Here is a 25,434-nt window from a genome sequence, read left to right as displayed (position 1 = left end):
GGTGTACGAATCACCGGCCTCGCTTCCCATCGTGGAGTTGAGCTCCATCAAACTGGACCTCTACCGCCGCGATTTCACGGTGAACACACTCGCTCTCCAGCTCAACAGCAGACATTTCGGTACGCTTATCGATTTTTTCGGGGCTCAGAAGGACATCAAGGAGAAGACCATCCGGGTGCTTCACAGTCTGAGCTTCGTGGAAGATCCCACGCGGGTGTTCCGCGCCATTCGATTTGAAAAGAGATTCGGTTTCAAGATCGGGAAGCTGACCCAGCAACTGATCGACAACGCCCGTCGTATCGACGTGTTCAAAGGGTTGAGCGGGCGCAGGCTGTTCAATGAAATCAAGTTGATGCTCAGCGAGCAGCATCCGGTACTTTGTATCGCCAGAATGAATGAATTCGAGTTGTTGCCGATCCTTCATCCGGGCCTGGCGTTCAACAGCGAAGTGGAAGATCTCTTTCTTCGTGTGGATGTGGTGCTGAACTGGTACGACCTCCTCTACCTGGAGAACGGTTACGAAAAATGGAAAGTGCATCTTCTGGCCCTTGCCGATCCCCTGAACCTCGTGGAGTTTGAGAACTTGCTGAAGCGTTTCGAGGTGCCCAAAACCGTGCTCAATGAACTCTTGAAAGCGAAAAGCGACGGCCAGGACATCCCTCGAAGGATGCCTCTTCGGGGGGAGCCGACTCGCGGTGAAATCTACCGATTACTGAAGCCCCTGGGAGTCGAGAGTCTTCTCTTTCTTATGGCAAGAACGAAACGGGAGAGCCTGAAGAAAGCGGTCTCTACCTACTTCAACCGGCTCAAAGGCATGAAGTTGGCTACTCAAGGCAAGGATCTGCGTCGCTTGGGATATCCTCCCGGTCCACTTTACGGCAAGATCCTGAACGCGCTTTTCATGGCGAAATTAAACGATGAACTGCTGACCCGAGAAGACGAACTGGAGTACTTGGAGCGTGTCTTCCCGGTGGCGGAGCAACCCGCTCATCGACTTTCCAAGTAGAGAAGACGCCTGGCAAGGATGCCAACCTGTAACGGGACGATTCCGTGGCCGGGATTACGGCAAAATCGACGGGTAGCTCAGCGGCGGCGGACTACGACTCGAAACGCGGAGCGGTGTTGCGGGTGCGATGAGAAAACGGGGCGGAACGGTGCGTGGTGGATTTGCGGAGACCCATGCGTGCTTGTGAGAACAGACTTGATGGGCTTCACCGGGATCCGTTGGCGTACTCCCAAGGATAGTTCGTTTTGACCATGCCGTCCGGCTGAAACAGGGTTCGGGTCGTGGAAAGCAACGAGGGCCCCAAATACTCGGGATCCGAAGGCTACAGGGTCAAATTGGACCAGTTCGAAGGTCCCTTGGACTTGCTGTTGTTCCTGGTCCGCAAGAACGAAGTGGATATTTACGATATTCCCATTGCCCGGATCACCGAAGAGTTCCTGGGATATATCGAACTGATCGAGATTCTCGATCTGGATCTGGCCGGGGATTTTCTGGCCGTGGCGTCCACGCTCATCCATATAAAGTCCCGGGTACTGCTTCCGGAAGGGCCCGAGGAAGAAGATGCGGAGGATCCCCGTCTCGACATCGTGCGCCCGCTGTTGGAATACGCCCGGCTGAAGGATGCCGCGGTCAAACTCGAGGGTCGACATCTGCTGTTTCGAGACGTGTTCTCGAGGGATTTCGTCGCCGAGGAAATGAATGAGGAAACCGAAGAGGAACTGATCAGCGTGTCTCTGTTCGATCTTCTTTCCGCGTTCAAACGGGTTGTGGAGTCCGCCTCGAGGGCCAAAATTCTCGAACTGGAACAGCATGAGTACGCACTGGAAGACAAGATGGCGGATGTTCTGGAACGCCTTCGCGCGGTCAAAGGCTTGCTGTTTACTGAACTGTTTTCGAGCGTTGGCCGCGGAGAACTGATCGTCACCTTCCTGGCGTTGTTGGAGTTGATCCGGGTAGGTATGGTCAGAGTCTTCCAGAACACGGCCGATGGCGTCATACGCGTGTTTCTGGCGCCCCAACGAAGCGGGAAGAGCCCGGATGCCTGAAAACAATCTCAAGGCCATTATCGAGTGTCTGTTGTTTCTCTCCGAGACTCCGCTTCCGGTCAAACGCCTGCGCGAAATCATTCCCGGTGCAGGAGCGGAGGCTATCAGCGGCGCTATCCAAGCCTTGATCGAGGACTTCGCCCAGGACCATCGCGGTATCGAGTTGCGAGAAGTAGCGGGCGGTTTTCAGATACGCAGTCGTCCGGAGTTCAAGGATTACGTCAAAAGATTGCGGCAGTTCCAGCCGACCCGTTTGAGCGCGCCGGCCATGGAAACGCTCGCCATAGTCGCTTACAAACAACCTGTCTTGAAAGCGGAGATCGAGCGCTTGCGGGGAGTGGAAGTCGGCGGAATTCTCCGTCTGCTCATAGAGAAAGGCTTGATCCGCATTGTGGGGAGGAAAAATCTGCCGGGTAGACCTATTATTTACGGCACCAGTCGGAAGTTCCTGGAGCTGTTTGACCTCATGGATCTGTCGGCCCTTCCGACACTGGAGGAGTTCTTCCAATGGACTGGAGAAAGCGTCGATGGCGCTAGAAAGGATTCATAAAATTCTGGCCCGCTCGGGGTGCGCTTCGAGGCGAAAGTCGGAAATGTTCATCCTTCAGGGTCGGGTTACGGTAAACGGGAGGATCGTAACACTTCCCGGAAGCAAGGCGGATCCGCGCACGGACGCCATCTGCCTGGATGGGAAGCCTGTTCCCTCGGCCACGAGGCGCGTGGTGCTCATGCTCAATAAACCCAGGGGAGTGGTTACCACGATGCATGATCCTCAAGGCCGTTCCACCGTGGCGGATCTGGTGGCCCACTTGCCGCGCCGTTTATTTCCCGTGGGTCGACTGGACGAAGACAGCGAGGGGCTGCTCATCATGACGGATGACGGGGATCTGTCCATGCGAATTCAGCACCCGCGGCATGGGGTTCTGAAAACCTACGAAGTCCTGGTGCATGGGCTCAAAGGAACGGAACAGCTCGACCGCTTGACCCAGGGAATTCTCCTGGAACACGGTGTGGCAAAAGCGATAGAGGTGAAACTACTCCGCCAGAGCCCCCGGGAGGCATGGATCAGCGTCCGGATTGCCGAAGGCAAGAAACGACAGGTGCGACGCATGTGCGCCGAGGTCGGGCTTCATGTGATTCGGTTGAAACGAGTGGCTATAGGCGGGCTGAAGCTGGGGAGCCTTCGTCCAGGGGCCTTTCGAGCTCTAAAGCCCGATGAGATTCGCCGCCTGCTTCGTGCCTAGCGCTGAGCGGAGTAACGGTTTTGGCATAAGGACGGCTCCGAAGGGGTCGCCCGGGAAACCGGGTTTCAGGGGTCCCGTGGGGTAGAGGACATCGCCGTTGATTCTCCGAGGGACCGCAAATCAGGACCGGCAGGAAACTTCTTTTCGACCTCCGGCGGCTTTTTCATGTCGAATACCCCCTCCCTATGAATAGTCCGCAAGTCCGGTCGCTTTATGGTCGGTAATGATCGGATCCTTGATTACAATCTGTACCCTCTCAACCAAATTGATACCCAGATACTGGTTGATGCGCCTTTCTATCTGTTTTGCCAGCTTGTTTCCATTCAATGCCCCGCCGTCCGGTTGGGGTGTTTTCAACACATTAAAGATCTCTCCTCGAATAGCTTCGATTTGCGCTTTGATGACATACGCTCCGTAGGATTGCACCACCAGCGTTGGTGAAACCCACGAGATGGCGTTTACATTATCCTTGGATACAGGCACCATGAAGGGCTTCAGGGGTACCAGTTCCTGCACCGATGTGCCGATTTCCCTGGTGACCCGGTGTGCCCGTTCGCCGTTTCGGTCCCGGATGGATGATGAGATTTTCATCCACGTGACGACGAAGATGAGTGACAGGACTGCCAATAGAATGCCTCCGGCAAGCCGGAGACGGGCCCTGGATATGGCAAGATTCAGGACCGGCCGCTTGGACGGCCGCTTGGACGGCCGGTGCAGGGCCGGAGAATCGGAATCCCTGCGAGGGCGTGAGGAGTCGAGGTCTTTGCGCGGCTCTTCTGAAGGAGGCTTCGTTTTTGGGGAAAGTTCGTCATCCTCGACCTCCATCAAGTCCAGTTCGGCCAATTTTTCATTCGGCGCGACCTTTCCTTTCGCCTTGTCGTCAAAACTCTCCCAATCGAAACCGTCGTCGAAAAGCACCTTCTCTGTGATTCCTTTCCCCTTTTGGTAGACCTTCTCGGTCTTTACCTGGCTTTTTTTGTCCTCGCGGAGGTCGTCGACTTCCATGGGCATATCCTTTTCATACCGTAGTAAAAGGATTCGACGCTTTTTGCCTCCAGTGTCAAGGCAGCGCCTCAACGGGAGTTTCAAGCAAAAACCGTGCCCCATGATCGGTCCGGGTGCAGCGGAGGATGGTCGCCGGCTCATGCAGGTACCCCGTGGAAACCGGAGGCTTCCGGGGACACGAGTTCTACGACTGAACGCCTCGCTGCATGGAATCCGATGGCCGTCGGCTCGAACGGGAAACACCTTTCACGCCGACAGGGGTACGGAATCCCCCGAAAGGGCCGTGCGCCCGCGAGCAGTAATATGTCGCATGGTTTGCGATTGGTATTGCAGGCGAGGAACATTTTTACGATAATGCGTATTGATAATACGTATTTATGTGTTTACTCAATTCAGTGGGAGAGAGGATATGCGAGCTATAGCAAAGTGGAGCGGTATGCTGCTGCTGGGTTTTCTGCTGGGCACTCCGGTGTTTGGGGCGTATGACGGGATTTACAGATCCGACGACGGAACGATGAACGCTGTCGTTCAGACATACACGGATCGTTCGGCCTTGATTGTACTCACGTCGGATCTGTCGAAATGGCATTTTTTTAACGATACCGATTACGTGAATGCGGTGAGCGTTCCGGATCTGGCCGGCAACGGATATCATTTGGACTGGAATTTCGTAACGGAGACCAAATCCCAGGCTGCTCTGAAATCCCCGGACGGCGTGATTGTCCGCTGGGAAATGGATCGCGTGTTCTCCGCTCCCGCGGACACATCCGGGACAACTCCGGCAGGCGAGGGTTGGTACGCCCCTGCGGACAACAGTGTGAACATAGTGTACCAAACCTACACTTCGGGATTCGAAATTGTAATCGTTTCGAAGGACTTCAGTTCCAGCTATGTGTTTCTGGATCCCGGACTGTACGCCGGCTTGGATATCGGCGACCTGGGCGGGCTTGGCGCCCGTCTCACCCTTTCGCTGGTCAGTGAGAATCAGGTATTGGCGCGCATGTTCCGGCCGGATCGGACCCAGACTACCTGGCTGGCGAACCGAACGCACCGATCTCCCGGAGAGACTCTGCAACTGGCCATTTTGGGATGTGACTCGCTGGCGGGTAAGTTGGATGCCTCTTGCACCACTCTGGCGGATCGTTTTACTTGTGAAAGCTCATGCACATTTTACACGGAGAAGCTTTTCGGAAATGACATTCGGTTCTGCCTGGGCAATGTAGACTGTGTCCAATCCATCTCAAACTGCGAAACGGACAATGGCTGGATCCGTTTCGAGGTGGGTGTGTTTTATCCCGATCAGTGCGTTCCGGAGCTTCGGGCCGGATGCTGCTTTTCTTACGAGAACCCGCTGCTACTGGAAGACCAGCCGTCCACCGACACCTCCGCCGGCGTGAGAACCTTTTTCGTTACGCTTCCGGACGACGGGTTCTGATACGCCCCCCGGCAAGCCGGAGCCTTTTCGTTGTCGAGTGTGGGTCAGGACTACCCGAGGCTCAGGCGATCGAGGAGATGAGCCAACTGGACCTCGGGGTCCCCATCAGGTACGCTCAAAGCACGGGCCACGCCGGCGCTCGGCCCCAATCCAATCCGGACGGAGAGAAGAATCCGGCCCTCCCTGTCGGCAACTTCAGCGAGTTCGGCATCATCCATATTCGCCTCCTGATGCACGTCATACCCTTTCTGCCTCAGTTTTTCACCGAGGGCGTCCGCCGTTCGGTCCGTGAGAAATTTCGGCGACCTTAGCGGAAAGGAACGAAAGCGCACCAGCGGCCCTATGTCAATGGACTCGAATACGGGAAAGAGGCTGACGTAGTCGTTGTCTTGAAGTAAGCAGGATGGGTTTACCGAGCGGCCGTTCACCAGCGCCAGTTCCACCCTTTCCACCGGTATGCGGAGGCTGTTCAGGAGAGCGGATACGGTCGAGTCCTCAGGAAGCTCGTGAGAGAATGCCCGTTTCCTTTGCTCGACGGGCAAAACGTCGTTGAGTTCCTCATAAAGACGCACGGTAACGATCATCGCATTCGCTTCTGTTCGCCTCGGTTCCGGAAGCGACGATGAAAGAAGCCCTTCCCGATCGCCGGGCATCGACGGAAGGCGGTTTCATGCACGAAGGCAACGGAGTTCTAATGAACGTGCGCCACCCAGCGTCTTGAAATAGTTCTGAAATGCTCTATGCGCTCCGGGCTGTACGGTTTTACTTCACGCAGAGGAGGAGCGAGAACGTCTTGAGCCCGGAAATTCTGCAACCGCCAGCCGCGGCACCCTTTCAGGCGCATGGCCATATTCAAGATCTCGTTTTCCCCGTGCAACGTTGGAACTACCGTGGTACGGAGTTCATATTCGATATTGCTGCCCGTAATGAGATCCAGGGAACGTTCGATGACATCCACATCCATCTCGATTCCCACGCACCGGCTGTACTGAGCCGAGTCGAGGGGACCTTTTACATCCATAGAGATCGCGTCCACCAGTCGAGCTTTAATCAACTTCTCGAGTACGTCCGGCTTTGTGCCGTTGGTATCCAGTTTGACGCGAAAGCCTTTTTCCTTGAATTCCGAGATGAGCCGAGATAGTCCGGCATGCAACGTAGGTTCGCCTCCGGTGATGGTGATTCCGTCTATCCAACCCTGAAACCGGATCATACGACTCAATATCTCGTCCAGGTCGAGGCTGGGCAATTCGCCCGGGCGGGTCACCAGGGCGTGGTTGTGGCAATACGGGCACCGAAGGTTACAGCCGCCCAAAAAAAGCACCGAACTGACGTAGCCGGGCCAATCCAGAAAAGAGGTCTCGATGAATCCTTTGACATCGAAGCCTCTATCCCGGCGCAAGGGGAGGCTTTCACGCACGGGTGTTGGAGATTCCCACGACGCCGACGGGAGTGGCGCCGTGTTCTTTCAAGTATCTACTGATGCGCGTGGCTCCGGCAATGGAAGAACAATCGTCCAGCACCAGGATGGGAAGCTCTTTCTGCGCGGTTTCCACCAGTTCGTGCCAGGCCAGGTGGGCAAGAACATCCGAGTTATCAGGACTGATCCGCTCCACGGCAATACCCAATTCGGAAAGGTCGAATTTGGTCTTGATGTAGTCGCACTTGCTGCACAGGTCTTTCGTGAAAAGGGTCATCGATGCCTCCAGCTATGCCTTAAAACCGGTTTTGGGAGTCCATTTCAGGAATGTTTCTCCCGGCGCGTTCGAGCTGTTTTGGAATAAACGGTTCCTATAACGGTCTTTGAGTTCGCCCAGTTTTCCCTTATTCCAACTGGTTAGACGGGTGAAATACCCGGTGATTCGGGTAATGCCTTCCACTCGGCTCGAGCCGCAATATGGGCAGGTTTCGGAAAGGCCCCGCGATGTGCGCCCGCACTCGAGGCAGGTGGTGAACTCCGGTGAAAACGCGATCTGGTCGTTTTTGGTGTTCCGAAAGGTTTTGATGATGAAATTCGCCAGCGATTCAGGCGAAGGCTGTGTTTCGCCCAGCCAAATGTGCGTCAGCGCGCCGGCCTCGATAAGCGGATGAAACAATCCTTCGAATTTGACGCGTTCTATGGGATTCATCGGAGCCCCGACGTTGAACAGGGTCGAGTTGGAATAATAAATCTCCCCTCTTCGATGGTCCCCTTTGACCACCTGGTTCGCCTGGCCGTTGAAGTGCTTCATATCCAACTTGGCGAAACGGTAGGCCGTGCTCTCCGCCGGCGTCTGCTCGAGCACAAAGCGCATGTCGTGCTTTTCGGCCAGGCGATCCGCCGTGAGTTTCATATGGGCGATCACTTTCAATCCGAACTTCATGGCCTCTTCAGACTCGTGCAATTCTTGTCCCAGGTGGAATTGAACGAGTTCATTCAATCCGACCATGCCTACGAGAAAGGTGCATCGATGCATGCGAAGGTAGGGACTTCCGTCAGGGTCCATGTTCAGCAATGCGAGCGGGCCGCTCTTACCCAGGTCCATCAGCTTCTGAATGAAGTCCTTCTTTTCACGGTGGGCCCTTGCAGCGAGTTGAATGCGTTCGGTGATCAGATCGAACAGCCTGGCATCATTTCCCTCGGCTTCGTATGCGATCCTCGGAAGGTTCAACGTCACGTTTTGCAGCGCCGAATAGCGCATCTTCCAGGGTTCTCTGGCATCGTCCAGGTCCGATTGTTCGAGCTTGAATGAAAGCCGGCAGCATTCCGAGATCTTGGCAGTTTCTCCCCGATCGAACACAAAGTACGTGTTCCCTTTTTCAGCGGCTACACGACAGATATGATGCAGGAAATCCATGTGCCCCGGTGTGCTGAAGAATTTTTCCGTGATGTGCACAAGCGGTTTGGGAAAGAAAAACGGCCGGCCGGATCCGTCGCCTTCCAAGAATACCTCAAACAGAAGCCAGACAAATTTCTGGGAGAGTTCGATATAATCCGCATAGGTTTTCCCCGTGTATTGACCTTTCGGGCCGATGGCGGGCACGTCCTCGAAATGTTTGGGGACCTCCCAATACAGATTGATATCCGTAAAGATGGCCTGGCCCCCCCTCGCCACGGCCTGCTGAGAAAACTCGAACACCAGCATCTGAGCGAGCTGCTTGATCTGCCGGTCGTCGAGTTCTTCCAGATAAGGGGCGAAAAACAGGTTGATCGCGTCCCACCCGATGGCTCCGGCAAAGTGGCTTTGAAGCGCCGCGGCAAACTTGACCATATGAGCCAGCAGTACTTCGGCGTGTTTGGCCGGTTTGGCCATAGCCAGGGAATTCGGCAAGTTCAGTCCGAACCGCTTCAGATATTCCAGCGATTGTCCGGAGCAGTAGGGACGATCGATGAACCCCAAGTCGTGAAGGTGAATATCTCCCCTCATGTGGGCGTCCGCCACGTCCTGGTCAAATACGGTCAGCAGCGCGTATTCCTTCTTGATGCCTTCAGCCAGGGTCAGATTTGTGGCTTCCGGCCCATGCGGTACATTGGCGTTCTCCTTATTCGGGCGGAGAATCATCTGGTCCACGTCGTAGAGGGGCACGCCCAGTCGGGTATGCAGCTTGCGCGCGTTTTCCAGCCCGAGTTCGATCAGGCGTGAGTTTACGAGTTCGCGTATCAGCGGGGCTGTGATCACTTTAATCCCGGACTGCTGTATCCGTTCCTCGACGGATTCGCTGATACCGGCAGCCGTATCCGCATCCACAAAGGTTTCGCGAATGAGCGCCTCGGTGATCTTCCGGCGGTTCCAGCCCTCGATGTCCTCGCTCGAAGTCCGAACGAAAAGGGCCATATCCGTAGTCTCGGATGCGTCCTGAAGCCGCTCGTTTTTCGGGACGAACTCAAGGATGTTACTCATTTCAATCCCCCTACTTGTTGTGTAGTTTGGATCATAGAGCACCATATGTTGTGTGTCAAGAAAAAATCTTAGGGTCAGAAAAGGGGACCGATTCGAAGCAAAAAGGCGAGAGAGGATGCGGCGAGGGGATGGTTCACCACCAGCAATCCATACTCAACGGAACGTCTCGAATGTCCGTCGGATCGGGTGAAAGAAGGTGGGGACACCGGACATCCGTTGTGCTCGACCTCCGGCGCGGATGTAGATCGTCGTGTGATAACGAGAAGCTCTGTCTTAGGGATGGGGGGGTAAGTCGAATGAGTTCAGCCTCTTTTGAAGAAAGGCGGCCGCCTCAACCGGACCAGCAGGAGATAGGCGGACAGACCCGGAATCAGTACGAGGGAATCCCGAAAAAGGGTGAACCAAGACACCTTTTCGCCGGTCGGGTCCGAGGAAAAGCAACCGCAGCTGATATCCAAACCGCGGATGAGGCTCAGGCCGAGGGCCCCCATGAAGATGATAAGCAGGCCGTTGAAAAGGGTCAACGAAATCCATTCATAAAGGCCCAGGATGAGAAAAAGCCCGACCACCGCTTCGACCCAGGGAAGCACCAGGGCAAAAAGATTCACCGCGATGTCCGGCAGGAGCTTATAGTTGTAAACAACCTGGGAGAACATGTCGGGATGGCGGATCTTGTCGATGGCGGCGTAGATAAAAACGCTTCCCAGTCCAAGGCGCAGCAATCGCCAGGTCCATTCCATCCAACGGTCACTCGCCGTTGTCTTCAACTTCGGTTCCCCTCCATATCGATGATGGGGCGCCTCATGAATCGGATTCCGGAAGCTCCATATCCGTTGCTTTCCGGGTGGCCCTATGCCGGTCTAATCAACGGAGCCGGTTTCAAGAGGTTGGCCCATTTCTTCCCATTCCCGGACCCCTCCCAGGTACACCATCACGTTTGAATAGCCGTTCAGTAGCAGGCTCTGAGCGAGTTCATCACTCATGTCGCAGGTAACGTCGCTGCAGTAGGTAACGATCAGTGCCGCTTGCGAGAGGCGATCCGCCAAATTCGGGAAAGCGGTTCCGAATTGGTTGATGGGCAGATTCAAAGCCCCTCTGATGTGTCCTTCGACAAACCCCTCCGGGTCGCGGGCGTCGAGGAACAGCGCGGTTCCTGATTGGAACAGGTTTCGGGCCTCTTCGGACGAGATGCCGGAGATTCCCTCCGGCAGGGTTCGACTGCGCATCCGTGCGTTCCAGTCCTCGAACCAAGGGATGCCGTCGCTGCGAAAGGTATTGAAGCCTGCCGCTAATATGATACTGGCCGTTACAACCAAAAGCAGGCCTTTGAATTGGCGTTGTAACCAGGATCTTGTATCGCTCTGCATCATCAAGGCTCGTTCAAGAGGCGCGAAGCCGGAAAGCCCGAAAAGGGTGAACTTGCCATTGTCGTTTGCATCCGAAGAACACGAACCGATCCTGTAAAGCGTTCCATCGACTGTCCGCCAATGGCGTGCGGAGCACCGGTCTCCTCGATGGACCACGGGTCGATTCAGTACCCACAGAACGTTGCCGGAAAAGATAGTTTAATCCATCCGCCGGTAGCTTTGCAATCCCGTCGGCCCGATGATTAAAGCGTTGACACTTTTCTAACTTTTCCGCTACGTTTATGTGCAGGATTTTAGAACGACTTTCGGAAAAGTGCAGGCTCGAAAAGGAGGAATGGATGGGGGCAACAAGAGAAACATCCTCGGAGCAGAAACTGATCTTGACCTACCAGGACATCATTGCGTTGGGTGTCAAGGGGGAACTGCTGGTCGGCGGCAAGAACTACAACATGGCGATCCTGAGCCAGATCAAGGGCATTCGCGTTCCTTCTTTCCGAGCGGTGTCGTCCAGGGCCTTTCATATGCTTCTGGATCAATCCAACGTGAACGCGGAGTTGGTGCGCAGACTGGTCGACCGGGAGTTTAAGAGGATAGACTGGTCGAGCGAGGAAGTCACCGAGGATCCGGAATCCCTGCGCACCTTTGTTCGGGCCGTGGCCGACCATGTTCGAAAAGATCCTGCCCGGAGTGCAAAGACCATCACCCTGCGTTCGTTTGTGGACATCATACTGGAAGCCTTTACGACTTCGCACGAAGACGTGGATGCGCTTCGAAAGCGATCCATGCTGGTTCAGGTCGCCATACTGTCGGTGGATGTCCCGAACGAAATCGAGAAAGCCATACGCCAGGCGCATCGGGAAATGACCAAGGAGGCGGGTGTAACGGATCTGAACATCGCGGTTCGGAGTTCCGCGGCCGGCGAGGATTCGAGAAGAAAGGCTTTCGCGGGACTACAGGACACGTATCTGAACATCCGCACCGAGGACGCGGCCATTCAGGCCTATCAGTGGGACTGTTCTTCCGCCTACAACTTCCGCTCCCTGTCCTACCGGAGAGAGTCGATCCTGGACGCCATTCGCGAGGCCGAAGCAAAAGGGGACGCGTCCATAGCCGAAAAAGCCCGAAAAGAATGGGGGATCCGGAATACGTCCCTGTCCGTGTGCCTGATGCGCATGGTGGATCCGGTCATTGCCGGAACGGCGTTCAGCGCGGATACGGCCACGGGATTCCAGGGCGGTCTTAGAAAGACGCTCGTCAGCATAGACGCAAGCTGGGGAATCGGGGAAGCCATTGTCGGCGGTATCGTTACGCCGGATAAATATGTGGTGTTTGAACGGGATGACGAGCGTGAAGTCATCCTGAAGACCATGGGATACAAGAACAAGCAGTATGCTTACGACGCCGCGCAAAACGGCACCGTGTTAATGGATGTTCCGGAACGGAAGGTCTACGAATGGTGTCTGACCGTGGATCAGGCTGAAGCCATCGCCAGGGGAGTGCGGCTGATCCGGGACGCCTATGATGGCATTATCATGGACACGGAATTCGTGATCGACCACATGGGAAGGCTTTGGTTCGTACAGGCGCGACCGGAAACCCGATGGAACGAACTGTATTCCACCAAACCGGACATCATCCACATGCGGCGCATGGAAGTCGAAGCGTCGGAGCTTCAATTCGCCCGGGTCATTCTGGAAGGTAACGGAGCCAGCCGGGGCGCGGGCGCGGGCACGGTCCGCTTCTTGAGCAGTGCGCTGGAGTTGAACAAGATCAATCCCGGCGATGTCTTGGCGGCGGAACGCACGGATCCCGACATGGTTCCCGGTATGCGGATTGCCTCGGCCATATTGGCTGCCGCAGGAGGCGATACCTCCCATGCGGCCATTACCTCGAGGGAATTGGGCATTCCGGCGGTCATCGGAATCAAGAAAAGCGAAGCATTGCGGTCGTTGGACGGGAGGGCGGTTACCGTCGACGGCTCCAGGGGGCTCATCTACGACGGCATTCTGAGTTTGGAGGAATTCGGAGACGACATCGACGTTAAGGAAATTCCTCCCACCTCGGCAGGCATCGGACTTATCCTGGCCGATGTGGGTCAAGCCATGATTCTCTCCCGCTTGCGAGAGATCCCGGGTTTCGAGGTGGGACTGCTCCGCGCCGAGTTCATGCTGGGTAATGTCGGGGCCCATCCGGCCGCACTGGAAGCGTACGACCTGGGCGAACTCAAACCCAAAATTAAGGAGCGGCTGGCGCATCTCAAGCACAAGCTGGACGATCACATGCTCGAGCTGCTGAAGCAGGGCCACATATCCATTACGTTGGATCTTCGAAGGCACGTGGCCATTATCCATGACGTGCTCGATGAGATGCTCGAAATGGATCGTGAATTCTTCTTCGAATACCATTTTCCGCCCGTGCCCAAAGGTTCCACCGCCAAGGTGTACGAACTGCTGGAACGACGCGTGGAAGAGGCTTCCCGTCATTACAGTATCCTGAGAATTACTCCGGATTTGCGTGAACATATTGCACTGGTTACCGGCGTTCGTGACGAAATCACGAACTTGGGGCAAAGCCGGCGACCGGACGCGGAAGAGACGATCCAGCGACTGAACCGGAATCTGGACGAGTTGACGGAGCATTTATCGAACTCGCCCGAGCTGAAGAGGACCATCGATCGAATCAAAGACGTGCGTGAGGATGTTGCGCTGAAATCGGGGCTCAAAGCGGAAATCGAGCAACTCGAGAGTCTGGAAGCGGAGATCGGCAGTCTGATTTTCACTCGGGGTTACAAGAGCGGCAAGGAACTCTACGTGCAGAAGCTCGCGCAGCAGCTTTCCCTGTTCTCTTTGTGCTTCCAGGGGCGGGACATTATCTACCGCACGACCGATTATAAGACCAACGAATACCGGAACCTGCTGGGTGGCAGCCTGTTCGAGTTTCATGAAGACAATCCCATGATCGGGTACAGAGGCGTGGGCCGGGGCGTTCACGATTGGGAGTTCGAGGCTTTCAAAACGGCTCGCAGCATTTTCGGCGCGAGAAATCTGCACATCATGTTTCCTTTTGCCCGAACGGTGTCACAGACGAGACACGTGATTCACTATATGGACAAGGTCCACAATCTCAAAAGCGGACAGGACGGTCTGAAAGTGATCCTCATGTCCGAGATTCCCGCCAACGCGATTCTCTGCAAGGAGTTTATCAACGACGTGGACGGGTTTTCCATCGGATCGAACGACATGACGCAGCTCGTGCTGGGTGTGGACAGGGACAACGCCAACCTGCAGCATGTATACGACGAGGAGGATCCGGCGGTCGTCTGGGCGATCCTGGCCACCATCTTTTCCGGGCACAAGTACTCGAAGAAAGTGGGATTTTGCGGACAGGGCGTGGCCAACTCGGAGGTGATTCGGGGCGTGGTCGCCATAGCGGGCATCACCTCCGCAAGTGTGGTACCCGACACGTACGCCCAAACCAAGCGCGACGTTTCGAAAACCGAGTCCGAGCGGATACCGATCCAAAAGCTTGGATCGTGGATCAAAGACCGTATGTTGAATCGGGTCATCGAATTTCTCATTGAACAGGGGGCCGATGAAAAGCAGGTTCGACGGAAATCGGCTCAGGAACTGTACGACCTGCATCTTCAGGATCAAAACGACCTGTTGAGGAAGATAAAGGACACCAAGGACTTGGAGGCGCGGGCCGAACTCCGAAAGGAATACGAAGCACTTTCGAGCCGGGATAAGATGTACGTCTACGCTACGTGGGACTGGGACCGGACCGTGCTCGACGCCCTGAGGCAGGGCGGATTCGACAGTTACGAGGCATTCGAGGAGCACCGGAGAGCAAAGGCTTCGGCTAAGGCAAAACCTGTGGCAGTGCAGTCCGCCAAGAAAGAGGAAGCGGGCGAAAAGACGGATTCCGTGGCCACGGCCGTTTGAGCGGTGAGAGCCTGCTGGAGCAATAGTACGAAACTCCGGCGACCGTAGCCCCGAGATTGTTCGATGGACAAAAGGCATAAAGGGGGAGCCGCACTAGCGGTTCCCCTTCGTTGTTTTTCGAGGCGCCGTACTTGAAATCCGCCACATCGGACTGAGATCTCAGGGTGCCGTAACCGCCTATCGCAAGCTTATCTCCGCCCTTGAAGGTGAGCCCGGATCCAGTGTTTTTCCAGCAGGCGGTCCACCTGGGAAGGCGTTCGAACCCGCTTGGATTGGATCTGTTTTCGCTTGATCCAGACGGAGCCGAGAGCGCGATACGCATCCCATTTGGCTTTTAGGAACGTGCGGCCCTGTCTCCGCTTCTGCCAATACGCCCATGCCATCAAGCGCAACGTCACGGTCGGCAGCAGGTATTTCAGCATCAGACGACCGGGCATGTTTTTCAGGTACACCCACTCGAGGTTCCGGCTGTTGTGGTAGGTGACGAAAGGTGATTTCTCGCCCTTGGTGGCGCTCACCCGGTGGTACACTACCGCGTCGGGAACAAAGAGGCAGGTCAAGCCGTACAGCACGGCCCTGAAGCAGAGGTCCACGTCCTCGAAGTAGCAGAAGAAATCCTCGTCGAAGCAGCCGGCAACGTCGAAGTACCGGCGGCGATAAAATCCGGCGCATGCGCTGGCGCCGAATACGACCCGGCGGCGGGAGAAGATCGAGCTACGGGGTTGACGCTCCCCCCGTTTCTTGGCGGAGCCCGCGATGGTGTACACGTCTCCGGCGCTGTCGATGGTGTCGCCTTCGTTCCGGCGGAGAATCATGGACGCAAACGAGTCCGCCCCGGGATGATCTCCGGCCGCGTCAAGAAGCTTTTCCAGCCAGTCGGGCGCAGCCTCGGCGTCGTTATTCAACAGCGCGATAAAGCGGCCTCTGGATTCCCGAATACCCGCGTTACAACCGCCGGCGAAGCCACGATTGCTCGGCAGGGCCAGCAGCCGGAGACCGGGTCTGTTTTGCAGGTAGGGAACGCTTCCGTCCCAGGAACCGTTATCCACAACAATGGTCTCGAAGGAACGGCAGGTCTGCTTCTCCAAACTGTCCAAACAATGCGGGAGCACCGTCCGTCCGTTGAAGTTCGGTACGACGATGCTGACTTCGGGCGGCTCGACCATATTTACGGGCGTCCTTCGGGCATGCGGCGATTAGTTCCTCAGCGTAGCATCCGGGCGTATGAGGGTCAGGTTGGGGTTGTAGCAGGGGTCATCGGCGATAAGGCGTCCCCAGCGTTCGTGCATGTATCGGACCTCTTCCCCCCGGTCCGGCGCCCGACCCCGGGTGACCGATTCGTAATGGATTAAACAGGAATAAGGCGTGTATACGATCCGGTAACCGTTTTCCACCAAACGGAGGCAATAGTCCACGTCCTGAAAAGCAACGCCCAGTTTGGGCTCGAAACCGCCCATGTCCCGGAATAGTTCCCTGGGGGTCATCATACAGGCGGCGGTTACGGCGCTGACATTTCGAACGGTGTTGATCCAGCCCTGATATCCCGGGCTGGCGCTATGCAGCCCCTGAAATATATGACCCGCTACGGTGTTGTGGCTGAGCCCGAGGACCACACCGGCGTGTTGGATGGTGATATCAGGGTAGATCAGTTTTGCTCCCACGGCTCCGACGCCTCTCAACTGGGCATACTGGAGAAGAGCTTCGAGCCATTCCGATTCGATGATCTCCATGTCGTTATTGAGAAAAAGCAAGTATTCTCCTCCGGCTGCTTCTGCTCCCTGGTTCATCATCAACGAGAAATTGAAAGGATAGGGCGCCCTCAGGGTCTTTACGCTCGAGTGTTTCAGATAGGCGCGTGTCTTGGGGCCGCTCTGATTGTCCACTACGATAATCTCGTAATTGGGCCAGGAACTTTTTTCCCTCAGTGACGTGAGGAGTTTGTCCAACAAAGGCAGTTGATCTCGAGTCGGGATGATGATGGAGACCTTGGGCCGGCCCCCGATGTCAAATTTTACTCTGAAAAAATTAAAGAACGCTCCGAACCCCACATCACCGCGCAGATTCCGTCGTTCCAAGGCGTCGCTGAGGGCCTTCCGGCTGAACCGGTTCGTGTCTTCCATGGCTCGTTCCCGGCTGGAACGAGAGTCGTTATGAACGCGCCAATGGTAAAGCACCTTGGGGATGTGATAGATACGATCCGTTTTCTCGGAGGCTCTGAGGAGGAGATCATAATCCTGGCTTATAGTGAACCCATTCCGAAACCCGTGAATCTCTTCAAGTCCCAGAGCGCGTGCGGTTCCAGCGTGTCGTCATGATCGAGGAATGCGACGAATTCCCCTTTGCACATGCTCAGGCATGCGTTGGATGCTTCCACGATGCCCTGGTTATCCGGAAGAAATCGGCACCGGATTCTCGGGTCCGACTCGACGGCGGATCGGATGACCTCACGGACTTCCGTTTGAGTCGAACCATCGTCCACCAGACACAGCTCCCAATTGGAATACAATTGTCCGCGCACCGAATTGATGGCCTGGGAGAGAAAGGCCGGATCCGTATTGTACGTCGGAGTAGCAATGCTGATCAGAGGTTTCCACGCCCAGGAGTCCGCTTCTTTCCGCATCCGTCCGGCGTTGACATGGTTGGCGTTGCCGTTTCGGATCCTCGCTTTGTACTGCTCCAGAAGCAGCGGCGCGGCGGTCACACTGGGCCGTCTCACAAGGCGGCGAAAGGCGGTCAGGAATCCCCAGGTCCGGACGTACCGGATGGGGGTTCGAAGGACGTTCACTATCGGAAAAAAACGGTCTCGGAATCGAAAGTAGGTTTGCAGCAGCCGCCAACCTCTGCCGGAATGGATGTATGAGATGGTGGCTTCCGCCTTCTCCGCCCGTTGTCGAACGCTTTCCACTTCCAGGGTGAGGTTGCGCACCGTTCGGGAAGCCAGATCGAGCCTCTTTCGAAGCTTTCGGAGTCTCTTCTCTGCGGCTGTGACTTTGAATTCGGAATGGCTCTTTTGCTCGAGTAACCGTTGCTGGCGCTTGAGATCGAGTCCGACGGTGACTCGATCCGTCGATCGCGTTTCATGATGCGTCGGATGCTTCGGGCCCTTAACGCGTAGCAGGAATTCGTGGATGGGCTCCACGCTCTTATCCCAGGAATAGGTATTGCGCGCCAGATGAAGGGAGGATTTTGAAGCCTCTGTACGAGCCGATTCGTTTCCGATGTACTCGGCCATGGCCAAAGCGAGGGCGTCGGGATCCAGGGGAGGCACCGTGCGCCCCGCTCCCGCTTCTTCGATGGTACTGCACAGACTGTCCCCGGAAGTGCAGACAATGGGTAAACCGCCCCACAAGCAATCGATGATACGCGTTCGGAAGGAATAGGTGGTTTCATGCGAGGCTTTCGAGCTGATGACGGCAAGATCGGATTCGAGATACAAGATCCCCCGGTCCTCGTAGGCCACCCAGGGGTGAAAAAAGACGTGTTTGTGCAGCAGATCCAATTCCGACGCAAGTTTTTCAGCCGTTTCCACCCCGGCTTCGGAAAATTTCGGCGAGATGGGATTCTTGGCGCCCACGAATATAAGGGCGGTGTCGGGATACTGATTGATCAGTTTACGCAGGGCCAGGATGGGCGTTTCGGAATCAAACCACGGATACAGACCTCCCGGACAGATAATGATGTTCCAGTTGCCGGGGAGTCCGCCACCGCGAAAGAGAACCAGATCTCCTTTCCTTTTCGGAGGATCGGAAGGGGCGCCGGTGGGCACTACGGCCAGAACTTGCTCGGGCAGCGTCTCGGGAGTGATTCGGCCCGCCAGAGAGAGCATGCCCAGGTAAAAGTCTTTCTGGCGATCGTTGGCGCATACAAACAGGTCGCCCGCCGTAAGGGCTGCATCCAGATTGGCTCGTACATTGCTCAGCCGATCGAAATGTTCGTCCCGGTCCCGGAACAGGACCCCGGACTCGAGTAACGCCATGAACTCGGGATCAAACAGATCGATGACAATGGGAACGCCCTTGGCCTTTTCGTATAAGAATTCTCCTAAATAGTGAGCCGCGAAAACGGCGTCGGCATCTTTGCACAACGACTCGAAATTGTGTTCATCCCACCGGACCACTCGAAAATGGTCCTTGACGTCTTCGGCGTCGGGCAAACGATGGGCCTGAGCCAGGACGATCTCGTGGCCCAGGCGCGAAAGGGCGCGGGCTATTTCCAAGGTGCGGATAGCCGGTCCCGATAGAAGGCCTCCTCTGGGGTAAACTTCGAACGTACTGATAACGAGCAGTCGAGCCATGTAGTTTTTCAGAACCTGCGTGAAACCGTTATGGACCATGGCGCCGGATACGGGGAACGCTCTGTGCCGACGCGGTTACCTTCTACCATGCTGTATCAGAAAAACAAGCAAAAAGACGCGTAATCGTCCGGAGAAGGCCGGGATGAGGGCATAGTCCATTGCAGCGGGGATTCAGCCATAAAAGGCTTCGATGCTTTTTCCCCGGCGGTGGTTCCCCAATACTTGTGAAATCAGGGAGTTATTGATATGATCCCGAACTCGGGAGTAAGGTTCGTTTTCAGGCCCCGATCCGCTGGACGGTCCTCGGACAAGGGTGTTGACAAAACCGGCGCCGGACTCCTAAACGTGAATTTTTCCGAGAGCAATAACGGTCCGGTTTGACCCTTCTGTCTATCTCGGCTTTTGAGAAGCCGGGAGCATGAAGCCCGGGGCCGTCGGCGCGCTCTCAACGCGCATAAATTAAACGACGCAAAAGCGAGAAGCAGAAAAGTGAATTCCGACAACCCGTTAGTCTCTATCATCGTGCGGACCAAGAACAGACCTAAGTTGTTGCTTCGAGCCATATCCAGTATAGCAAGCCAAGACTATCGGCCCATCGAGGTGGTGCTGGTCAATGACGGGGGTGCACAACCCGATCCGGAAGCCGTCCGTCAAGCAGCGAGCGGCGCAACGATCGAGGTCGTATCCCACGAGCGCTCGAAAGGACGTGCCCAGGCGGCGAACGCAGGCCTGGCCAAAGCTCGGGGGGAGTTCATCTGTTTCTTGGACGACGACGATGAATTTCTGCCGGACCACGTTTCCACGTTGGCCGGAGTGCTCAAGGATCTGGATTTCAAAGTCGCGTATTCGGACTGCCAGCCTGTGTATACCTCCTACGATGCGGACCGACGCTCTTTCAGCGACCACCGCTTAAAACCGATGATTTCCGTCGATCCCGACCCCGAGTTGCTCTACCATGAAAACTATATTCCCTTCATCTGCCTGATGGTGACCAGAGAGGCTCTGGACAAAGCAGGTTCTTTGGACACGAACTTCGAGCTGTATGAAGATTGGGATTTCGTTTTACGGCTGTCCAAACTGTTTTCGTTTTACCACGTACCTCGGATAACGGCCCTCTATAGACAATGGAACCGTCGCGGGCAGATGGCATTCATCGGGGGGAGGGTCGCTGAAGACGCCTACCTGAAAGTGGTCCGCAAACACCATGAAGAGTACTCGCCTGCCGTGCTCCTCCGCCTGTATCACGAGAAAAAACATGTGGACAACCTGCTTGCGAATCGGGAGCACAAAGTGAGCGCAGGCCGGCGGGCCATCCTCCAATTATCCGGCATCCTGAAACGAAAAATCGCCCTCGAGCGGGAGATCGTTGGGGAGCATCGACGCACGATCGAACAGCCGGACCACCACATCGGACAGCTGAACGGCAAGATTGAAGGTCTCAAGGCGGAGATCGACGGATTGCTCAGAACCCTCGATCACAACCGAAACCAGATGCTCCGCCTGCAGGCGGAACGTGGCGAACTCCAGGCGGGATTGGAAGCCGTATACAACACGTTGGGATGGAAGGTGCTCCAGAAATTCCAGCGTGTCCAGAACCTGTTGTTTCCACCCGGCACCATCCGTGGATGGCCGTATCAGACCGCCAAGAAGGTGTTGAGTACCCTCATGTCCGGGGGAGTGCGGCTGCTGATTCAGCGCGTGCGGATCAAGTTTCGGCGGGCATCGGGACGGTCGAAGGCGGCCCAGAGGTACGTGTTTTCCGTACCCAAGCTATTTGACGCGTTTCATGAGCCTCTCGATGTGAAACTGTCTATCGTCATACCTACTCTGAACGCGGGGCCCGAGTTCGAACATGTCCTGCAGAAGACCCTGGCTCAGAAAGGCCTTCGCGGAGTGGAACTCGTCGTGGTGGATTCCGGATCCACGGACGAGACCGTGCGATTCGCCTCCGACGCCGGAGCAAAGGTGATACAGACAAAGCCGGAAGAGTTCGGCCACGGTCGCACGCGGAACCTGGGCGCGGAAAACGCCACGGGCGAGTTTCTCCTGTTCATGACCCAGGACGCCATACCGGCCGGAGAGTACGCGGCTTATCAGATGGTCAAGACCCTCATGGACAATCCCGAGCTGGCGGCTGCTGCCGGAAGGGAAATTCCGCGTGTGGACGCCGACATGTTCGCCTGCTGGCAAATCGCCAATCATCGGAAGTCGCTGGACCTCAACGCGGACTCCATCCTGACGGCCGAAGCGGCCAGGCTGCCCAAACTTGCTCCTTTCGAAAAGCGAAAGATCGCCCAGCTCAACAACATCTTCTGCTGCCTGCGCAAAAGCGATTTCGACCGGTTCAAGTTCCGTGCGGTGGAATACGCCGAAGATCTGGATCTGGGGCTGCGGTTGCTCGAAGGGGGTCGCAAACTGGCTTACCTTCATTCCGTGGGAGTGATCCATTCTCACAATCGGCCGCCTGCGTATTTTTTCAAAAGAGGTTTCGTGGACTCGTACTGGCTGAGCGACCTGTTGGGCTACGACGCGCCGGACTGGAAACAGCAGGGATTCAATTCGTTCGGTCAGTTCTTCAGAAACAACATCCCCCTGTTGGGCGCGGCCTGCGCCTTGGCCGACGCCGTTGGCAGCGACCGGAACGATTCCATGCAGTCCGTGGTGCGCAGGCTGCGGGAGATCTATCGTCATGGGGAACAGGCAGACGAAACCGGCCTGAACGCGTGGGATCCGGTCCTGCACGACATGGTCCGTTCGCTCGAGGACACGGTATCTCGGGACGGCCGCGAGGATTCACCTTCGAACCGGCCGCCGTATCTGCTGGGTCCTTTTGAAGAATCCCTCGAGCGGTTTTACGCATTTATGTTGCACTATTCGTCCCTCGACGGCAATCTGGAAAGCGTTCAAACCGGCATCGTGAAACTGGCCGCCGTATATCTGGGAGCCCAGTTGGGGGCGGCGGCCTTCTATTTCAAGAACATGACGAGAACTCCCGGAACGGCCCAGGACAAGGACATCCAGGCCGTCGGGGAGGTGTTGAAGGCCGGCATATGAATATCTGTTGCGTGGTGCATAACTTCTTTCCTCACTTTTATACCGGCACCGAACGGTATATACTCAATGTCGCCAAACAGCTACAGAAGATGGGCCACCGGGTGGAGGTGCTCACCTACGGGCTGAAGGATACGGAAGGCTCGGGCTGCAACCCGTCCATCATCCGCTACGACTATGAATATGAAGGGGTGCCCGTGGTATCTTACCGCCATGCGGTGCTTCCGTCCGAGATCCATTACCGTATCTTCTATCCGGACCTCGAGCTCTGTTTTCAGGACTATTTTTCCCAATCCACCTTCGATCTGGTTCAAGTGGCTCATCCCATGCGAGTGGGAAGCTCCGCGCTCAAGGTGGCCAAGTCCCTCGGCATTCCCACGGTGCTCACCCTGACGGACTTCTGGTTCCTGTGCCCGAGGGGGCGCATGTATCAGCCGGACTTCACCATCTGCCACAATCCGGAAGAAGGCAACCGGTGCATCTCCACGTGCGGCACCCCGCTGAGTGTGGTCAAGCGCTACCTTGAGGCGAAGCACGTCTTCTTCAATCTGGCGGACAAATTGCTGGCGCCGTCACGCCTGTTGATCGAGATCTTTCATCGCCTGGAATGGGGCAGGGAGATCCATCTGGTCAAGCATGGATACCTCTACGGCGAAGTCCCGCCGTCGCGCCGCTCGACCGGCCGAACAGGTCCCGTGCGAGTGGGGTATCTCGGTGCCGTATCGCACGTCAAAGGAGTGGACTACCTCATCGACTGTTTCAAGCAGGTGTCCGGAGACCGCATCGAACTGGACATATACGGGGGTCAAATCGACGAGAAAGAATGGTATGATTTGCTTGTCAAGCGGGCGGGCAACGATCCGAGGATTCGGTTCAAAGGCCGCTACGCCATCGAGGACCTGCCGGAGATCCTGGGCAACCTGGACGTGGTGGTCGTGCCCTCGAACACGTTGGAAAGCTACGGCCTCGTGGTCATCGAAAGCATGGCGCACCACACCCCGGTGATTGCCTCGGACGTGGTGGGCGCCGCTTACGAATACATCGATCACCAGGAGAACGGTTTCATCTTCAATTTGAACGAACCCGAGACCTTGACCCAGATCCTTCGTTCCCTGGCCGACGAGCCGGAAATCGTCGAGCGATGGCGGCGAAACATAAAACCGCCTCCACGCATCGAGGAGGAAGTGTTTCTCCTGGAAAACCTGTACAGTGGACTCTGCGGAGCTAAGAATTCCAAGCCCGCGTGGGCGTTTTCGTCTGAGTCGGATAATGGAAAGTAGAACGCATGCACGAATACCGGCCTAGAATCATTGGAGAGAAAGACAACAACGAGGCGGGGTTCATCCGCTTGATCGTAACGATCTGCCTGGTGGCGGTAACGTTTACGATTTCGTTCTGGGTGATGCAGTCCCTCCGACACCGGCTGGTCAGCACTTCCCTGATGGATCGGCTGCCCCTGTTATTGATCCTTCTGGTAGGGTGCGTCGTGGTGTTTGCCTACGCGCGCTTCAGGCGGGGAAGACCAGGATCGAAGGATCCGGCCGGGGAAACGGACCAAGACCCGGACGAGGAAAAGGACGAGGAAAAGGACTGATCCAGAGCAGGGCGCCCGGCCGCGGCGCACGGTCCCGGGCCGGGGGAATCGGGACCGGTCCGCCGGGCATCTGTTTTCGGGGTAAAAATCCGTTGACACCGGCGGGAGATCATGATAGGAAGCCATACTTCAACCTTTTGGCGGGGTTTTGGGCCGTTAACTCAGTCGGTAGAGTATCTGCCTTTTAAGCAGAGAGTCGCAGGTTCGAGTCCTGTACGGCCCACCATACAGGCCTTGAGGAAATCCTGCGTCGCGTCCCCATCGTCTAGCCTGGTCCAGGACACCGGCCTTTCACGCCGGCAACAGGGGTTCAAATCCCCTTGGGGACGCCAGATAGAATTCTCGGAGCACGTATCGTGCTCCTTTTTTTATGGCGACCAAGCCGAAAACGGGACCCCCAGGACATCCCGCTCTTTCACGCCGGCAATCCCGCCAAGGCGGGATTCAAAGCGCCCTGAGCACCGACAGCCACGGAAAACAATTGGCGAAGTCCCGCGCAGCGGCATTGGGGACGCCAAAGAATATCAAGGGGTTAGCCAAAACTGGCTAACCCCTTTTTGCGTCTGGTGACCAAATAGTGACTATGCAGAACCGCCTATGCCATTGTTATCGCCTTGAAATCGATGACTGACCTTAAATCATGTCCCGATCCGTCAATTCCAGTAACTCGCCCAGAAGCATTTGGATCAGCAATTAGCCTCTACTGCTCGGCACTGCCCCCATCGATACGAAATCCGGTACCGACCATGACGGAAACCCGTCATATTGCCAAAGGCGAGTGGATTGGGTTAAAATGCGTGTGTCTTTTCCTGGTTTGATTCCAAAACCATTCAGGAACGCCGCAAGACTCCGATCATGAGGGAAAAGTGTTTTCTCCAAGAACAAATTCACACTGGAAGACCTCGCCGGAGGGTATGCGAGGGCTAGCCAAACGACCAACCGTTTTAGTGTTACTGCAGGCAGCATTAGTTGCGATCTAAACCCTCCACCTTCGGTGGAGGACCCGGAAAGGTTATACCGTTCCGGCGAGAAATAGAATAGGTTCTTCCTCCGGGGAAGTGCCCAAGGGGCGGAACTGGAGGAAGAACCTATGCGCGATTGGCAGAGTCTATCCCACGTAAGGTGGGATTGCAAATACCACATATCTTTTGTGATCGGTTTTTTGAAAGGCAAGAGTGCCATACGAATCCATCGAGAGACATTGAAAGAGAAACGGGTTACGGGTTTGGAATTTTGGTCTCGGGGCTACTGTGTGAGCACAGTGGGTCCGGATGAAGAAACAATTCGAAAGTACATCCGGGACCAGGAAAAGCATGAGAAAGATCAAATGGATCTGGAATTCGAATAACGCCTGACTTCCCCAAGGGTGCTTTCCCATAACCCTAGCCCCCCTCTGGGGGGCTTCCTGAGGCCTCCCGCTTTGCGGGAGGAGTGCTCACTTATCTTCGTCTCGATTCGGACTGCTACTTAACGGAACTTAAGAATATTTAGACTTATACCCGGACAGGCCAGTTCGGAAGACACGAAGTTGATTGCGTCAATAACTAAGTCAACTTGGGATGGAGACCATTAA

Annotated in this window: 20 protein-coding genes and 2 tRNA genes; 12 read left to right on the top strand and 10 right to left on the bottom strand. The window is 55.9% G+C overall.

All coding sequences use genetic code 11. The annotated features are described in order from the left end of the window. The 4 genes from HY788_03980 to HY788_03965 form a co-directional block, all read left to right on the top strand. On the top strand, positions 1 to 1,006 hold a 1,006-nt coding region (locus HY788_03980), incomplete at its 5' end, for a CCA tRNA nucleotidyltransferase (protein MBI4773332.1). A 281-nt stretch (positions 1,007 to 1,287) separates the two neighbouring features. Further along, on the top strand, positions 1,288 to 2,052 hold the full coding sequence (locus tag HY788_03975; protein MBI4773331.1) for a segregation/condensation protein A: 765 nt from the start codon (positions 1,288 to 1,290) through the stop codon (positions 2,050 to 2,052). After that, positions 2,045 to 2,602 carry an SMC-Scp complex subunit ScpB gene (gene scpB / locus HY788_03970; GenBank protein MBI4773330.1) on the top strand — a complete coding sequence of 186 codons (558 nt, stop codon included), beginning with the start codon at positions 2,045 to 2,047 and terminating at the stop codon, positions 2,600 to 2,602. The genes HY788_03975 and scpB overlap by 8 nt, the downstream gene beginning before the upstream one ends. Next, entirely contained in the window at positions 2,580 to 3,296 is a 717-nt protein-coding gene (locus HY788_03965; GenBank protein MBI4773329.1) for an rRNA pseudouridine synthase, read from the top strand. The genes scpB and HY788_03965 overlap by 23 nt, the downstream gene beginning before the upstream one ends. A 183-nt stretch (positions 3,297 to 3,479) precedes the next feature. Here HY788_03965 and HY788_03960 read toward each other — a convergent pair whose 3' ends face one another. After that, a complete protein-coding gene (locus HY788_03960; protein ID MBI4773328.1) occupies positions 3,480 to 4,301 on the bottom strand; it encodes a hypothetical protein in 822 nt (273 codons plus the stop codon). Between the two features lie 409 nt (positions 4,302 to 4,710). Between HY788_03960 and HY788_03955 the strand changes: the two genes are divergently transcribed. Continuing rightward, entirely contained in the window at positions 4,711 to 5,736 is a 1,026-nt protein-coding gene (locus tag HY788_03955; protein MBI4773327.1) for a hypothetical protein, read from the top strand. A 50-nt stretch (positions 5,737 to 5,786) separates the two neighbouring features. Here HY788_03955 and HY788_03950 read toward each other — a convergent pair whose 3' ends face one another. From HY788_03950 to HY788_03925, 6 genes are all read right to left on the bottom strand, one after another. Beyond that, entirely contained in the window at positions 5,787 to 6,320 is a 534-nt protein-coding gene (locus tag HY788_03950) for a MoaD/ThiS family protein (GenBank protein MBI4773326.1), read from the bottom strand. 107 nt (positions 6,321 to 6,427) lie between these two features. Next, positions 6,428 to 7,153 carry an anaerobic ribonucleoside-triphosphate reductase activating protein gene (locus tag HY788_03945; protein ID MBI4773325.1) on the bottom strand — a complete coding sequence of 242 codons (726 nt, stop codon included), beginning with the start codon at positions 7,151 to 7,153 and terminating at the stop codon, positions 6,428 to 6,430. Then, on the bottom strand, positions 7,146 to 7,430 hold the full coding sequence (locus HY788_03940) for a hypothetical protein (GenBank protein MBI4773324.1): 285 nt from the start codon (positions 7,428 to 7,430) through the stop codon (positions 7,146 to 7,148). Before HY788_03940 ends, HY788_03945 begins: the two co-directional genes overlap by 8 nt. Before the next feature lie 12 nt (positions 7,431 to 7,442). Continuing rightward, the gene (gene nrdD / locus HY788_03935; GenBank protein ID MBI4773323.1) at positions 7,443 to 9,614 is read right to left on the bottom strand and encodes an anaerobic ribonucleoside-triphosphate reductase; all 2,172 of its coding nucleotides are present in this window, start codon (positions 9,612 to 9,614) and stop codon (positions 7,443 to 7,445) included. A gap of 302 nt (positions 9,615 to 9,916) precedes the next feature. Further along, entirely contained in the window at positions 9,917 to 10,381 is a 465-nt protein-coding gene (locus tag HY788_03930; protein ID MBI4773322.1) for a DoxX family membrane protein, read from the bottom strand. A 93-nt stretch (positions 10,382 to 10,474) separates the two neighbouring features. Continuing rightward, positions 10,475 to 10,984: a rhodanese-like domain-containing protein gene (locus HY788_03925; GenBank protein MBI4773321.1), complete on the bottom strand. Its 510-nt coding sequence runs from the start codon at positions 10,982 to 10,984 to the stop codon at positions 10,475 to 10,477. 278 nt (positions 10,985 to 11,262) lie between these two features. Between HY788_03925 and HY788_03920 the strand changes: the two genes are divergently transcribed. Then, on the top strand, positions 11,263 to 14,922 hold the full coding sequence (locus HY788_03920; protein MBI4773320.1) for a phosphoenolpyruvate synthase: 3,660 nt from the start codon (positions 11,263 to 11,265) through the stop codon (positions 14,920 to 14,922). A 188-nt stretch (positions 14,923 to 15,110) separates the two neighbouring features. Here HY788_03920 and HY788_03915 read toward each other — a convergent pair whose 3' ends face one another. From HY788_03915 to HY788_03905, 3 genes are all read right to left on the bottom strand, one after another. Beyond that, positions 15,111 to 16,088, bottom strand: a complete 978-nt coding sequence (locus HY788_03915; GenBank protein ID MBI4773319.1) for a glycosyltransferase family 2 protein — start codon at positions 16,086 to 16,088, stop codon at positions 15,111 to 15,113. Positions 16,089 to 16,118: 30 nt separating this feature from the next. Next, positions 16,119 to 17,042, bottom strand: a complete 924-nt coding sequence (locus HY788_03910) for a glycosyltransferase family 2 protein (GenBank protein ID MBI4773318.1) — start codon at positions 17,040 to 17,042, stop codon at positions 16,119 to 16,121. Positions 17,043 to 17,161: 119 nt separating this feature from the next. Next, positions 17,162 to 19,255, bottom strand: a complete 2,094-nt coding sequence (locus HY788_03905; protein ID MBI4773317.1) for a glycosyltransferase — start codon at positions 19,253 to 19,255, stop codon at positions 17,162 to 17,164. A gap of 450 nt (positions 19,256 to 19,705) precedes the next feature. Here HY788_03905 and HY788_03900 point away from each other — a divergent pair, with 450 nt between their 5' ends. The 6 genes from HY788_03900 (at position 19,706) to HY788_03875 (ending at position 25,209) form a co-directional block, all read left to right on the top strand. Then, positions 19,706 to 22,270, top strand: a complete 2,565-nt coding sequence (locus tag HY788_03900; GenBank protein MBI4773316.1) for a glycosyltransferase — start codon at positions 19,706 to 19,708, stop codon at positions 22,268 to 22,270. Beyond that, positions 22,267 to 23,547 carry a glycosyltransferase gene (locus HY788_03895; GenBank protein ID MBI4773315.1) on the top strand — a complete coding sequence of 427 codons (1,281 nt, stop codon included), beginning with the start codon at positions 22,267 to 22,269 and terminating at the stop codon, positions 23,545 to 23,547. The genes HY788_03900 and HY788_03895 overlap by 4 nt, the downstream gene beginning before the upstream one ends. Positions 23,548 to 23,552: 5 nt before the next feature. Beyond that, positions 23,553 to 23,861 carry a hypothetical protein gene (locus HY788_03890; protein ID MBI4773314.1) on the top strand — a complete coding sequence of 103 codons (309 nt, stop codon included), beginning with the start codon at positions 23,553 to 23,555 and terminating at the stop codon, positions 23,859 to 23,861. Between the two features lie 150 nt (positions 23,862 to 24,011). Continuing rightward, positions 24,012 to 24,087, top strand: a tRNA-Lys gene (locus HY788_03885). Positions 24,088 to 24,115: 28 nt separating this feature from the next. Further along, positions 24,116 to 24,193, top strand: a tRNA-Glu gene (locus HY788_03880). Between the two features lie 758 nt (positions 24,194 to 24,951). Then, positions 24,952 to 25,209: a transposase gene (locus HY788_03875; protein MBI4773313.1), complete on the top strand. Its 258-nt coding sequence runs from the start codon at positions 24,952 to 24,954 to the stop codon at positions 25,207 to 25,209. Positions 25,210 to 25,434 lie beyond the last annotated feature (225 nt).

The sequence above is a fragment of the Deltaproteobacteria bacterium genome, assembly GCA_016208165.1.
Taxonomy (GTDB): domain Bacteria; phylum Desulfobacterota; class Desulfarculia; order JACQYL01; family JACQYL01; genus JACQYL01.
Note: the sequence above shows the minus strand (reverse complement) of the source record. Positions and strands in the feature narration are given on the sequence as shown.

Excerpts from the sequence above, each read along its gene's own strand:
- HY788_03965 (MBI4773329.1), top strand. The coding sequence starts at position 2,580 with ATGGCGCTAGAAAGGATTCATAAAATTCTGGCCCGCTCGGGGTGCGCT.
- HY788_03950 (MBI4773326.1), bottom strand. The coding sequence starts at position 6,320 with ATGATCGTTACCGTGCGTCTTTATGAGGAACTCAACGACGTTTTGCCC.
- HY788_03955 (MBI4773327.1), top strand. The coding sequence starts at position 4,711 with ATGCGAGCTATAGCAAAGTGGAGCGGTATGCTGCTGCTGGGTTTTCTG.
- nrdD (MBI4773323.1), bottom strand. The coding sequence starts at position 9,614 with ATGAGTAACATCCTTGAGTTCGTCCCGAAAAACGAGCGGCTTCAGGAC.
- HY788_03920 (MBI4773320.1), top strand. The coding sequence starts at position 11,263 with ATGTGCAGGATTTTAGAACGACTTTCGGAAAAGTGCAGGCTCGAAAAG.
- HY788_03960 (MBI4773328.1), bottom strand. The coding sequence starts at position 4,301 with ATGGAAGTCGACGACCTCCGCGAGGACAAAAAAAGCCAGGTAAAGACC.
- HY788_03890 (MBI4773314.1), top strand. The coding sequence starts at position 23,553 with ATGCACGAATACCGGCCTAGAATCATTGGAGAGAAAGACAACAACGAG.
- HY788_03915 (MBI4773319.1), bottom strand. The coding sequence starts at position 16,088 with ATGGTCGAGCCGCCCGAAGTCAGCATCGTCGTACCGAACTTCAACGGA.
- scpB (MBI4773330.1), top strand. The coding sequence starts at position 2,045 with ATGCCTGAAAACAATCTCAAGGCCATTATCGAGTGTCTGTTGTTTCTC.
- HY788_03925 (MBI4773321.1), bottom strand. The coding sequence starts at position 10,984 with ATGATGCAGAGCGATACAAGATCCTGGTTACAACGCCAATTCAAAGGC.
- HY788_03910 (MBI4773318.1), bottom strand. The coding sequence starts at position 17,042 with ATGGAAGACACGAACCGGTTCAGCCGGAAGGCCCTCAGCGACGCCTTG.
- HY788_03895 (MBI4773315.1), top strand. The coding sequence starts at position 22,267 with ATGAATATCTGTTGCGTGGTGCATAACTTCTTTCCTCACTTTTATACC.
- HY788_03940 (MBI4773324.1), bottom strand. The coding sequence starts at position 7,430 with ATGACCCTTTTCACGAAAGACCTGTGCAGCAAGTGCGACTACATCAAG.
- HY788_03905 (MBI4773317.1), bottom strand. The coding sequence starts at position 19,255 with ATGGTCCATAACGGTTTCACGCAGGTTCTGAAAAACTACATGGCTCGA.
- HY788_03875 (MBI4773313.1), top strand. The coding sequence starts at position 24,952 with ATGCGCGATTGGCAGAGTCTATCCCACGTAAGGTGGGATTGCAAATAC.